Genomic DNA, 13,168 nt, shown 5'->3' on the forward strand with positions numbered 1-13,168 from the left:
TGCTCTGCCGAAAATCATTCCATTAGGAATGCAATAATCCGCTCACCCCTAACAACGTCAGGGAGGAGCGGACCATTCCATTTATTTTGAACTCGGTGCTTAGCCTGCGGTTCGTGCCGGCAAAGTCTGCGGCTTATGCGCAGGACGCTTGGCCTCGTATGCGGTGATATCTTCCTCATGCTGCAAGGTCAGGCCGATATCGTCCAGGCCTTCCATCAGGCGCCAGCGGGTGTAGTCGTCAATCTGGAACGGTGCCGAGATGGAACCGCACTGGACCGTACGCGATTCCAGGTCAACGGTGACCGTGGTGCCTGGATTGTTCTCCAGTTCCTTCCAGATCAATTCAATATCGCTCTGGGCCACTTCAGCAGCAACCAGTCCCTGCTTGCCCGAGTTGCCACGGAAAATATCGGCAAAACGAGCGGAGATCACAGCCTTGAATCCGTAGTCCTTCAACGCCCAGACAGCGTGCTCGCGCGAAGAACCGGTGCCGAAGTCGGGACCTGCCACCAGCACGGAGCCCGTATTGAAAGGTTCCTGGTTCAAGATGAAGTTCTCATCCCGTCGCCAACCCGCGAACAACGCATCCTCGAATCCGGTGCGGGTGATGCGCTTGAGGTAAACGGCAGGAATAATCTGGTCCGTGTCCACATTGCTCTGGCGCAGTGGAACACCAATACCGGTGTGGCTGACAATCTTTTCCATGACGGTGATCCTTCCTAGACCGAAGCCGGTGCGTTGACGAGGTCGCTAGGCGACGAGAGTGTTCCACGGATTGCGGTAGCCGCGGCCACCAGCGGCGACACCAGGTGGGTACGTCCGCCCTTGCCCTGGCGTCCTTCGAAGTTGCGGTTGGAGGTGGACGCGCAGCGCTCCCCCTCGGCCAATTGATCCGGGTTCATGCCCAGGCACATGGAGCAACCTGCAAAACGCCATTCAGCACCGAAATCCTTGAAAATCTGATCCAGGCCTTCTGCTTCGGCTTCCAGCCGAACACGCGCCGAGCCGGGTACCACGATCATGCGGACATCAGGATCCTTTTCCTTGCCCTTGATGACCTGGGCAGCTGCACGCAGGTCCTCCATGCGGGAGTTGGTGCAGGACCCCAGGAAGACGGTATCCACGCGGATGTCCTTCAGCGGAGTGCCACCGGTCAGACCCATGTAGTTCAAGGCACGCTCGCAAGCCTTGCGGTCATTCTCGTCTTCGAAGTCTTCCGGAGAAGGCACATTCTCAGACAGCGAGACACCCTGGCCGGGGTTGGTACCCCAGGTGACAAATGGTTCGAGTTCGTCTGCATTCAAGAAGACTTCAGCGTCGAAGCGCGCGCCTTCATCGGTGTGCAGCTGCTTCCAGTCCTCGACGGCGGCGTCCCAGTCTTCACCGGCTGGTGCGTGCGGGCGCCCCTTGACGTATTCGAAGGTGGTCTCGTCCGGAGCGATCATGCCGGCACGGGCGCCAGCCTCGATGGACATGTTGCAGATGGTCATGCGGGCATCCATGGACAGCGAGCGAATCGCAGAACCACGGTACTCCAGCACGTATCCCTGGCCGCCACCGGTACCGATCTTGGCGATGACCGCCAAGATGATGTCCTTGGAGGTAACACCAGGTTTCAAGGTGCCTTCGACGTTAATGGCCATGGTCTTGAACGGCTTCAGGCTCAGCGACTGGGTGGCCATGACATGCTCGACTTCCGAGGTGCCGATACCCAAAGCCAGGGCTCCGAAGGCGCCATGGGTCGAGGTATGCGAATCACCGCAGACCACAGTCATGCCTGGCTGGGTCAGCCCCAGCTGCGGACCTACCACGTGAACGATGCCCTGCTCCTTGTCGCCCAAGGAGTGCAGGCGGACACCGAATTCCTTGCAGTTATCCCGCAGGGTGTGGATCTGGGTGCGGCTGGTCAGGTCGGCAATGGGCTTGTCAATATCCAGCGTGGGAGTGTTGTGGTCTTCGGTAGCAATCGTCAGGTCCGGACGACGCAGCGGACGGCCAGCCAGGCGCAGGCCCTCGAAGGCCTGCGGCGAGGTCACCTCGTGCAGCAAGTGGAGATCAATGTAGATCAAATCCGGCTGGCGGGCTTCGCCTTCGCCTTCTCCTCGGCGCACAACATGTGCATTCCAGACTTTTTCTGCCAATGTCTGGGGCGACTGCATGGCGGACATGCGACACACTCCTCAAGCTACGAACATTTGATACTCCAACTTTGACACTTCATAGATCGACTTTTCCAGTATGCGGACTTGAATCTCAAATACTGAGACGTGATACTGGAACCATGACAACAGGCAGCGGCGTAGGCGTACTGGACAAGGCAGCAGCCATTCTCAACGCATTGGAGAATGGTCCCACTTCCCTGTCCCAGCTGGTAGAACTCACCGAAATCTCGCGTCCTACGGTGCACCGTATTGCCCAATCGCTGGTTCACCATGGATTGGTGGGACGCGACATGCACGGCCGCTTTGAACTGGGGAACCGTCTGGTGGAACTCGCCAGCGCCGCTGGCGAAGACCGATTGGTCAGCGCCGCTGGCCCCGTGCTCATCAAGCTTCGCGACCTCACCGGTGAAAGCACGCAGATTTTCCGCAAGCAGGGCGATTATCGTGTGTGCATCGCCAGTGCTGAGCGTCCAGTCGGCCTGCGTGACACCATCCCTGTTGGAACCCAGCTGTCCATGAAAGCCGGCTCGGCAGCCCAGATTCTGCTCGCCTGGGAAGACAATGAACGCATGGTCGACGGATTGCATCACGCGCGCTTCACGCCGACAATTCTGGCTGGCGTCCGTCGGCGTGGCTGGGCCCAGTCGCTGGGCGAACGCGAGCCAGGTGTAGCTTCCGTATCAGCACCAGTTCGCGGGCAGTCCGGACGAGTCATCGCGGCGCTGTCCTTGTCCGGCCCGATTGAACGGCTCACGCGCCAGCCAGGGAAGATTCACCACGAAGCCGTGACTAGCGCCGCCCACGAGCTTTCCGAACTGCTGCGCATCCAGAATGACCGCGCGTAGCCAACTCATGAAGCACGTTCGGAGCAGCTAGCCGAAGTGGTCAAAGCCTGTCTCAGGCTTTGAGACCTTGCCATCGAGTTTCACTACTGCGCGGCGGCCGTTAGCCGGCTTGGCAGCACCAATTACGGTGAATTCCTCTGGGATTTCAATTCCCTCTGGGAAGGCAGCAAGGAGTCCAAAATCTTCGCCGCCGTACAATACCCACGACATAGGATCGGTGCCGGTCAGTTCTGAGGCGGCTTCCAAGCGAACAGCATAATCCTGCAATGCGGAAGACTCTAACTCGAGATTCACATGGCTGGCTTTGGCCAAGCGACCAGCGTCACGGATCAGCCCATCAGATATGTCCATCATGGCTGTAGCACTCGATTCCGCGGCACGCGGGCCGGATTCCAACGGTGGCACGGGACGGCACTGCGCCTGGACCAGCCGGCGCACCGCCCGGCTCCAGCCTTGTTCGTTGCGATCATGTTCCAGGACGGAAAGCCCTGCCCCAGCAGCACCGACACGTCCCGCCACGGCAATGCGGTCGCCAACTTGGACTCCGCTCCTCAGGACCTTGCCATGCTCGCATTCGCCCAGAACGGTAGTGGTAACGGAAATTTCTTGGGACTTCCCGAGGTCTCCCCCGAGAATGGTAAGTTCCTGTGCGCCAAGTCCCTGTATAGCCTCGGCAACGCCGCGGCTGAAGTCCCTGACCCATTCCAAGGAAGTGTCCTTCGGCAGGGACAAAGAAATCACGGCGCCAGTAGCGTGACCGCCCATTGCATTAATGTCCGAAACATTCTGTGCAATGGATTTCCACCCGATGTCATAGGCTCTATGCTCTAGCCCGCTGGGCCAGATCAACCGAAAATCTTGATTCTCAACCAGGGTATCCACGGAGACGAGAACTTCCGTTCCGCGCACGCGCAGCGCACCTGCGTCGTCGCCGGGCCCGAGACTTGCTTGTTCTGAATCAAGCAGCGGCAACATCGCGTCCAGGATGCCTTGTTCCCCAAGGTCACCTACCGTTGCATCGACGTTTGGTTGGTTTGTAGTCACAGAGTTCTAATCGGCTTTCTTGGCTGCTGAGGTGATCAATGCTGAATAACTATTGAAGGTGTCCAAATGCTGGTCAACAGGATCAATCACGGCCTGCCTGACCAAGTGGGATACCGAGCGTTCAATGTTCTTCAACGCTTTCCTACGCTTAACTTTAGCGACTATTCGGTTGACAAACGAGCAAGCCAAGCCAAGGACAATACCCAGCAGTATTCCTATGAAAACCAGCAGCGTCGGGACAGCGATTCCTTCAACCCGGGGAGCCTGCGGCAGGTCGAATTGGAAGTATCCAGCCACCGGATAGCCCGCGAGCCACAAGGCGCCGCCCAAGGCCGCAAGAAGTGCCACCCATTGGATGACTTTAACTACCGGCCACCACCAGGATGACCGTTCAACACCCAGCGGTGTCCCGGCTATAGCCGCATCGATGCCGTCATGTAGTACCTCCGTATTCGCGTGCACCTTTTCACGCAGTGGCTCTTTCCAGCTTTCCGGAAGATCATTGGAAGCCTCGGAAACATACTGGTCGATGCCATGTTCGATAGCCGCAGTCTCCGCGACAGAAAGCTCTGGACGCGAAGTCAAGGACAATTCCGTGTCTTCATGCCGGCGCCCGAGATTCATCCGCTTCAGCGGATCGTTGCGCAGCTTCACCAGCCACGTGGTCAAAGGCCATCCTGTTCGCGAAGCACCCCGAAGCAGGTAGGAGGTCTCCACTGCGTCAGCAATGTACTGGGCGCCGTGCGCTTTTGCGATCACACGCTCCAACTCCGCTTGGTGCAGCTGGCTAGGCAGGCGCACCTTCTCCACCTGGAGTTCCTCACTCAGGCGGTGGATGACTTGATCAACATCTGCGCGGAGCCGACGTGTGGAAAGTGCCTTGTTTTTCGCCGCGGCCGCAATCTTGGCATGCACATCTGCGACGCCTTCACCCGTGGCAGCAGAGGCGCAAACGATGGGAAGGTTCTCCAAACCCGACGTTGCCAAGATGCCGCGCAAGGAATCGACGACTTGCTTGCGTTCGTGTTCTGCAATCTTGTCGATCTGGTTCAGGACGATCAGCAGGTTCCCCTGCTGGCTGCGCAAGGAATTGAGATATCCATGGTGTATTGACGCGTCGGCGTATTTCTGCGGATCAAGCACCCATACCAGATAATCCACTTGGCCCACCAAACGAGCAGCAATCTTGTGGTGATCCACTGCCGTGGAATCCATGTCCGGTAGGTCCAACAGCAAGAGACCGGAGTCGAACTTCTTTTTCTTGCCAGGTTGCGCCCGGCTGTCCTGATCGCCCATGACGTGGCGAGTAGTCACTTCCAGCCAGTCCAGTAGTTCGCTTGATCCTTCTGGTTCCCAGATTGCAGCGACAGTATCAGTAGTAGTCGGGCGGATGACACCCGTGGCCGCCAACTCCTGCCCTACCAAAGCGTTGAACATCGTTGATTTTCCGCTGCCCGTGGCACCGAAAAGTCCTACAACCACATGTTCGGATGAAAGCTGGCGCCGAGATTCAGCACGCGTGATAACGTCCGCGGCTAGATCGATGGTTTCTGGTTCCAGATATGGTTCTGCAAGCTGCATCGCTTCCACGATGCTGTTGATTTGCGAGTTGAGACCGCTGACTGCTCTGAGAATCTTGCGCTCGGACATTAGTGAGCCCCTTTGCTGCTCAAGGCTGAGGTAATCTTGCCCAATTGATCGGCAAGCTCCGGCTGCGATTTTGCAGCTAACTCGTCCAGATAGATCGACGAGGTCCTATCCAGTAGATCCCGTGCCCGGGTGTCAAGCATCTTGCGGGCTTTGGTGGCCATGCGACGTACCGCATCCTCGCCAAAAATTGCTTCCAGCAGTTTCTGCCCTACCAATGCGGAGCCGCCGGCAATACCGATTTCCAGACCGGTGAGGCCCGCTGTTGACGCAAAGACCACAACCATCAGGATGACCGCCACCCCGTTGACTCCAAATGCCGCCATGCGGGCCGTCTTGCGCTTCCCGGCGCCCTCCTGCCGAATCATGTCCAAGACATCTTTTTGCCAAAGCCGGATGCTTTCCGAAGCTTGCTCATTGAGATCCTGTGGCGGGCGCGGCGATTGCAGATTAGAGCGTAGCGCTTGGCCAAATGGCGTGTTCTTCCACGATCTGTCAACGTCATGGCAGGCCTTGGTTGCCTCGGCAATGAAGACCATGTGCAGGCCTGATTCGATGGCTTGTTCAACACGATGGGTCGCTGGCGGTTTTCCAGTCAGGAATGCGCCAACACGATCCCTCATCCGTCCAATGGCGCCTTCGATTCCGCGCAGCAGCTCGCCCGCTCCTACGAAGTCCTGCCACCGGGCCAGGATTTCGCCACGCAGCAATGAGCCGTCATTGAGGGAATCGCTAATTCTGGCCAACGATTGCTCAAAGCGCTCATTGGTAAGGGCGCGCAATTCACCGAGCTGTTTCTCCTGCTCTTGCAGTTCAGCGATAAGCTCACTGACATCTGCGGTGGCGCGCCGCAACGCGCCGTCAAGTGTTTGGGCCGCAATCTGCTGCCGTTTAGCGGAATCTGCTGCCAATGAGTTCAGCCATGCGAGCAAGGGTTCCACGTGCTCACTTGGAATCAATTTCTGGTCATCCAGTTGCGTCTCGTTCAGGACATGCAGCAACGACGGATCCAGGTCCTTCTCGCTTAACAGGCGTTTCAAATCCGGAACAATATCGTCTTCGGCTCCCGGTGGCACCCTGTTCAAGACGACGCAGACGGTAATTTTCCGTGCGCCGGCTTCGGTGAGCATATCCCAAGGAAGAGCATCGGCGTATCTATTGGCTGTGGTGACAAAAATCCACAGATCTGCTGCGTTCAGAAGCTGGCCCGCCAATTCCCTGTTCTCGTCGGAAACCGAGTCGATATCCGGGGCATCGAGGATGGCCAAACCTCGTGGAACCTGCTCACGAGGCGTCATCAACAGCGCATGGTTACTGGCTGCTCCGGCATGTGCATTGAAGCCACGGCCGGCTACGCGTTTAAGTTCGGGAAGAATCCGTTCAGATTCAAAGAAGGATTGGTCAACAGGGTTGAAAGCCAAGACCGGAGTCCGCGTGGTCGGACGCACAGCGCCGGAGAGACTGACGGGTTCCCCCAGGAGGGAATTGACCAGAGTCGATTTGCCCGAGCCCGTGGAGCCACCGACGACCAGCAGTAGCGGTGCGCCGAGATTCGAAACTCGTGGAATCAGGTAGTCCGAGATTTGATGCAATGCCTTGTTGCGCAGTTCTTCGAAGGCAGAGGCTTCTCGTGGCTGGCCATTTACAAAGGAAAGCTCTTCGAGCAGCTCCTGGAGCTCGCTCAAACGCGCCGCGGAATCACTGCCAATTTCGGTTTGCGAGGCAGTTTCCTGCCCTGAGCTCTTAGCCAGATCTGAATTCGACTCCATGAGAACTATCTTGCCTCATGCCAACAGGGAAACCCGCGAGCCTGATGCAGATTTTGTCCGGGAAACGCAAAAACCGCGGAATTCTCCGCGGTTTTACTGTGGTGACCCCAACGGGATTCGAACCCGTGTTGCCGCCGTGAGAGGGCGGAGTACTAGGCCGCTATACGATGGGGCCGTATGCTGAAGATAAATCTTCAGCTCACCAAATCTCTTTGGTGAAGCGCTGGGATACCAGGACTCGAACCTAGAATGACGGAACCAGAAACCGTTGTGTTGCCAATTACACCATATCCCACTGTGACTTGGCCTTTCCGGAATTCAGCTGAGCGTCATTCCGGCCACTGCCGTAGCACGAGATAAAACTATACCGGCCTAATGTTCAGTACACAAATCGAGTCCCGCGACCGGTACCCCACGCAGAATCCGCGGAAAATCAACCAGGAACAGCTGTCAGAGATCCGAAAACCTCCACTAGTTAACCAGAGAAATTCTTGTGAAGTGAGGCACTGTCCGTGAGAAAATACTGGAGTCCCGCGTCAACGGCACATTGATAGCCGCCAACAGGGTCATCCCCTATGCAAAGCGCCTTTGCCGGCAGACCCTCTAGTTCAGCGTACCGGCCAAGGAACGGGACAAAAATGGGGTTTAGGAACACCGGCGGTATCGTATCCAGCGATCCAAGGCGTATAAACGTAGCGCGTGACGCGGTTAATCCTGCCAAACTCCACGGACGCAGGAACCGCACTTCTCGCTGCCCCATGAACATAAGCCCGCCTGCCATGCACCTCTCCCGGACATAAGCACCATCATCCGCAAGACCTGCCGCAATTCCGGCCAGTCACTCAGGATACAGATTCGCCAGCTCCGGCTCCGACATGGACAAGAAACCGCGGATTGCGGGCGTTTGCAAATCTACGCGCACGTCATCAAACTCAAAGAGAACGCCTCGGACAGAACCAGTCACAGGACTGGAACCATCCGAGGCGTTCAAATTGCTTCTCAGCGGGCTTTCGGCGAATAGCTAGCGGGACTCGCCAAATGCGCGCAAACGCTTGAGGCTCGACTCGCGTCCAAGAATTTCCATGGACTCGAAGAGCGGTGGAGATACGCGCTTTCCGGAGATAGCAACACGGGCTGGACCGAATGCCTGACGAGGCTTCAGTTCCAGTTCGTCCACAAGCTTCGTGCGCAGTGCTGCCTGGATGGTTTCGGCGTTCCATTCGGTAAGGGTTTCGAGGCCCTGGACGGTAGCATCGACAACCTCAACCAGGTTTGCCGGCATTCCCTTGAGCGCTTTCTCGTCAATGACAATTTCGTCATCAGATTTGAAGAGGAATTCAAGCATGTCGGTCGCTTCACCCAACAGGGCAATACGTTCCTGCACCAGTGGTGCAGCCTGGTCCAGGATGACGTTTTCACGTTCAGTCAGCTCTTCGCCCACCAGGCCAGCGGCCTTCAGGTAAGGAACCAAACGATCACGGAAATCCTGTGCTTCGAGCATGCGCACGTGGGTTCCGTTGATTGCTTCTGCCTTCTTCACATCGAAGCGGGCAGGATTGGACAGCACATCTGCTACGTCAAAGGCTTCTACCAGCTGTTCACGCGAGAAGATATCTTCATCAGCACTCAGCGACCAGCCAAGCAGCGCGAGGTAGTTCAGCAGGCCTTCCGGGATGAAACCATTGTCGCGGTGCAGGAATACGCTGGATTCTGGATCACGCTTGGAGAGCTTCTTGTTGCCCTGTCCCATAACGTATGGCAGGTGGCCAAAGCGCGGCATGTACTGGGCAACGCCGATATCGTGCAGCAACGCATACAAGACGACCTGGCGTGGGGTCGAGGACAACAGGTCTTCGCCACGAAGTACGTGGGTAATACCCATCAGCGCATCATCGATTGGGTTGACCAGGGTGTACAGTGGCTTGCCGTTGGCGCGCACCACCACGTAGTCGGGAACGGATCCAGCCTTGAAGGTGATCTCGCCACGTACCAAGTCGTTGAAGGTGATGTCGTGATCCGGCATGCGAACACGCAATACCGGTTCACGGCCCTCGGCCTTGAATGCAGCTTTCTGCTCATCGGTCAGCTCGCGGTCGAAGTTGTCGTAGCCCAGCTTCGGGTCACGGCCGGCTGCCTTGTGGCGTGCTTCAACTTCTTCTGGGGTCGAGTAGGACTCGTACAGATGGCCTGCAGCACGAAGCTTGGCAATGACGTCCTCGTAGATGCCACCACGCTGCGACTGGCGGTATGGCTCATGCGGACCGCCCGCGTTGACGCCCTCGTCCCAATCGATACCCAACCATGCCAGAGCATCCAAAAGCTGGTTGTAGCTTTCTTCGGAGTCACGCTTGGCATCGGTGTCTTCGATGCGGAAGACCATCTTGCCGCCGGTGTGACGCGCGTAGGCCCAGTTGAAAAGGGCAGTACGGATCAAACCTACGTGAGGGGTACCAGTTGGGGATGGGCAAAAACGAACGCGTACCGGGGTATCTTCGGTAACAACGGGAATCAACGAAAGATCAGTCATGATGTTTTCATTCTATGCCTTCTGCAAAGAAACTTGCAGTTAAAGCGCGAGGCTCCCGATCACATTAGCGATCGAAAGCCTCACAACATCAGTGATGGTTCCTAGCGACGGAAGACGGTTCTCAATGAACCGATACCTTCGACTTCCACTTCGACAACGTCGCCTGCATTTACTAAGCCGACGCCCGCCGGGGTGCCGGTCATGATGACATCGCCTGGCAGCAAGGTGAAAGCTTCGGACGCACGAGCAACCAATTCGTTGACTGGCCAGATCATGTCGTTGGTAGTTCCATCTTGGCGAACCTCTCCATTGACGCGGCTGATAATTCCCAGATCATCCGGGTCGGCAATCTCGGTCTCAATCCACGGGCCCAGCGGGCAAGAACCATCAAAGCCCTTGGCACGAGCCCATTGCGGATCGGTGCGCTGAGCATCGCGGGCGGTCAGATCGTTTGCTACCGTGTAGCCGAAGATCACGTCCTGCGCTTTGTCGGCTGGAACGTCCTTGCAAATACGGCCGATCACCACGGCAAGTTCACCTTCGAAGGAAACTTCATTTGAAAACTCCGGCAGGGTGACGGGGTCTCCATGGCCGACTACGGAAGTATTCGGTTTCAAGAACATCAGCGGCTCAGCAGGAACTTCATTTCCAAGTTCCTTGGCGTGCTCGCGGTACGTGCGGCCAAAGCCCACCACCTTTGAGCGAGGGATGATCGGGGCTACCAACCGAACATCATCCAAGGAGTGCGTAGCACCAGTGGTCTTGATCCCCTGGAAAAATGGATCTCCAGCCAAAACATGAATATCGTTACCGTCGACGACGCCGTACAGCGGGTCGCTATCTACTACAAATCGTGCAATGCGCATGAATACAAGCCTAAACTATGACGTCTCGGCTTTTCCTTCACTGCAGGAACTGCGACTATGAAATACGGCTAATGAAGGGAAAGAAAATCCTCGGACGGCAATCCACCTCGGCTCGTCGCCGCGAACTCGGCTAGGGCAATTCCGGCTCCAGGGCAAGCTGCACCAGTGTGGTTTGATTTAGAATCCCGTACACGTGGCCGTCGGCACCAACGGTCAATCTGGTGCCATGCCGGTCATGGCTTCGTGTGGACACAACGGAATGAGTAGTTCCTGCAACATAATCCAACACTGTTATTCCGCCCCCTGCAGCATGAACCATCTTCTGCCCATCCGGCGTTGCCCTTACGTCTGCAGCTAGCCATCCAGGACGATAGGAAGTGTTTTTAACGTTGTTGACGATATGCCGTTTCTTCAACTGTCCGCTGTCCAAGTCCAGCAAGGCCACACCTTGCAGATCGGCTACGGCCAGCCAACCGCCGGTAATCGCAGGTGAATACAACGCGCCCGCGGATTCCACAGGACTTGTTTCCCAGAGGATCTTGCGGGACGCTATGTGCATCTTGAAGACCTTGGCAGGACTTTTCGTATCTTCAACGCCATATCCGTTGCGCACCGAAGTGGTGCCATAGAGATGCGATTCATCGGCGGCTAGCCCGATGATGGAATGGCCTGAAACGAATCCTTTGCCATCCCCGTCAAGAACCCAAGAGACCGTATCAGTAGCAGGATCAATCTTCCCCAGAACACCGCCTGAGACTCCATATTCCGGAACAGTTCCGAAAAACACGCTGGATGAATTCGATGCCCAGCCGAAGGGCCTCGATTGCGAGTACTCGGTGAGCAGACGTGCAATGCGGTCGTATTTTCTGTCGGCATTGTTTTGAGGTGTTTCCATGAGGACCAGGTCAGCGCTACCGTAGGAACCGATATAGGTCTTGTTCTGGTCGTATTCGACCATTCCTTCGATCTGGTTGATCACCTGCTCGTCATCGCCGGAGTTCCAACGAACGCCAGTTTCCGGATTCAATGCGGCGACACCGTTCGCCTTGTATCCTCCGATATAGATGTTTCCGTCACTGTGTCCGAGCAGCGATTGGATCTTGATGGCGCTCGGGGTCAATCGGATTTCGCGGGTAGCGCGTACGCGATTCAAACCCAGATCGAATGTTTCACAGAGAATCCCATCGGTTGTCGTACTGATGATGAGGATGCGCCCATTCTGCGGAATGATGCACAAGATGCCGCGCGCCTCGACTTTTCCGAGCTGCTTGTCGTCCATTCCCTGGAATGCAGTTGAATGCAGATGGCCGGCAGTGATGCTGAAGAATCTCCCCGAACTGGCCTTGGAAATCTCGCGCGATGCCCATACCCGGGTCACTGGCTCGTGCCATTTCATCGTCCGGGTATCGAGTATGAGTTGTTCGGAAACGGAGCTAACGGTAACAGCGAGGTAGTGCCCGATAGGGTCGATTGACCCAATGAATCCATGGGCCACATCCACTGGAAGGTTTATTTCACGTACTGCATCCGGCTTCCCCGCCTCAAAGGTGAATATCCTAGGATTCCGAGACCCCGTTCCCATCCATACCCTGCCCCGGCCATCCAATGCCAGCCGGCGGATATAGTCGGTGTCTTCGGCTACACGATCAAACACTCGAAGTTTCTTGCTTTCGACGTTGTAGTTGAAGCTTGCGCCGAGTGGATAGGTCCCTCCCCATAAATTGCCGCTCGAATCAAGCCGAAGCTCATATGCAACCGAGGCGCCTTCAACGTCCACCAGGGTATTGAACTGCTCAGGAATCGCTGGATTCCATGCGAGAACACTCCCGTCCACACTGACATATAGTCTTTGCCGGGGTTCATCCCAAACCATCGAATCAATTCCGTGCCCGCTGTCATCGGGCAAATTCAACGTGTGAATAGCGTTGCCGACGGAGGGATCGATTATTTGCAGTTCATTGATATGCCCGACAACAGACACCGCCAACCGAAGCTTCGAAGAATTGCGATAGTTGGTTAGAGGTACCGCCTCTAGAATCTTCAGCGTCGAATATGCTCTGCCGAAGACCTTTTCATGGCCACTAATTTCCTTCCCACTCTTCAGATTCGCTAAATACCGCATATCGGGAGTCGGTTTCGGCGTGGGGCTCGGAGACGGGGTCACTGAAGGAGCGCTAATCTCAGAGGCCCGACGGTCCGGGAAGAGGAAAGAAAGCCCTGCGGCGGTTCCACCAACAACAGCCAGACCGAGCAAGCTTCGTCTTGCAATGCTTCTATTTTCCCTGCGCTCTTCTCCAGACAAACATTA

Annotated in this window: 9 protein-coding genes and 2 tRNA genes; 1 reads left to right on the forward strand and 10 read right to left on the reverse strand. The window is 56.5% G+C overall.

All coding sequences use genetic code 11. The features are described 5' to 3' along the window. Positions 1–99: 99 nt before the first annotated feature. On the reverse strand, positions 100–705 hold the full coding sequence (leuD, locus tag ACIOJF_RS06300) for a 3-isopropylmalate dehydratase small subunit (RefSeq protein WP_013348787.1): 606 nt from the start codon (positions 703–705) through the stop codon (positions 100–102). Positions 706–719: 14 nt separating this feature from the next. Continuing rightward, positions 720–2,159, reverse strand: coding sequence for a 3-isopropylmalate dehydratase large subunit (gene leuC / locus ACIOJF_RS06305; protein WP_041649644.1), 1,440 nt, complete (start codon positions 2,157–2,159; stop codon positions 720–722). Positions 2,160–2,281: 122 nt separating this feature from the next. Between leuC and ACIOJF_RS06310 the strand changes: the two genes are divergently transcribed. After that, entirely contained in the window at positions 2,282–3,007 is a 726-nt protein-coding gene (locus ACIOJF_RS06310; protein WP_402741358.1) for an IclR family transcriptional regulator, read from the forward strand. A 27-nt stretch (positions 3,008–3,034) separates the two neighbouring features. Here ACIOJF_RS06310 and thiL read toward each other — a convergent pair whose 3' ends face one another. The 8 genes from thiL to ACIOJF_RS06350 all read right to left on the reverse strand — a co-directional run bounded on the left by thiL (position 3,035) and on the right by ACIOJF_RS06350 (position 13,162). Continuing rightward, positions 3,035–4,051: a thiamine-phosphate kinase gene (gene thiL / locus ACIOJF_RS06315; RefSeq protein WP_133833492.1), complete on the reverse strand. Its 1,017-nt coding sequence runs from the start codon at positions 4,049–4,051 to the stop codon at positions 3,035–3,037. A 6-nt stretch (positions 4,052–4,057) separates the two neighbouring features. After that, positions 4,058–5,701: a GTPase gene (locus ACIOJF_RS06320; RefSeq protein ID WP_133833493.1), complete on the reverse strand. Its 1,644-nt coding sequence runs from the start codon at positions 5,699–5,701 to the stop codon at positions 4,058–4,060. Beyond that, positions 5,701–7,467, reverse strand: a complete 1,767-nt coding sequence (locus ACIOJF_RS06325; protein WP_133833494.1) for a dynamin family protein — start codon at positions 7,465–7,467, stop codon at positions 5,701–5,703. The genes ACIOJF_RS06320 and ACIOJF_RS06325 overlap by 1 nt, the downstream gene beginning before the upstream one ends. A gap of 99 nt (positions 7,468–7,566) precedes the next feature. Continuing rightward, positions 7,567–7,642, reverse strand: a tRNA-Glu gene (locus tag ACIOJF_RS06330). 48 nt (positions 7,643–7,690) lie between these two features. Next, positions 7,691–7,762: transfer RNA gene (locus ACIOJF_RS06335), tRNA-Gln, on the reverse strand. A gap of 726 nt (positions 7,763–8,488) precedes the next feature. After that, positions 8,489–9,994, reverse strand: a complete 1,506-nt coding sequence (gene gltX, locus ACIOJF_RS06340; protein WP_105661154.1) for a glutamate--tRNA ligase — start codon at positions 9,992–9,994, stop codon at positions 8,489–8,491. A 101-nt stretch (positions 9,995–10,095) separates the two neighbouring features. After that, complete coding sequence (locus tag ACIOJF_RS06345) at positions 10,096–10,860, reverse strand: fumarylacetoacetate hydrolase family protein (RefSeq protein ID WP_400342280.1); 765 nt, start codon at positions 10,858–10,860, stop codon at positions 10,096–10,098. Positions 10,861–10,990: 130 nt separating this feature from the next. Continuing rightward, positions 10,991–13,162, reverse strand: coding sequence for a hypothetical protein (locus ACIOJF_RS06350; RefSeq protein WP_402741359.1), 2,172 nt, complete (start codon positions 13,160–13,162; stop codon positions 10,991–10,993). Positions 13,163–13,168: the final 6 nt, after the last annotated feature.

It is taken from the genome of Glutamicibacter sp. NPDC087831, assembly GCF_044742845.1.
Lineage (GTDB): Bacteria > Actinomycetota > Actinomycetes > Actinomycetales > Micrococcaceae > Glutamicibacter.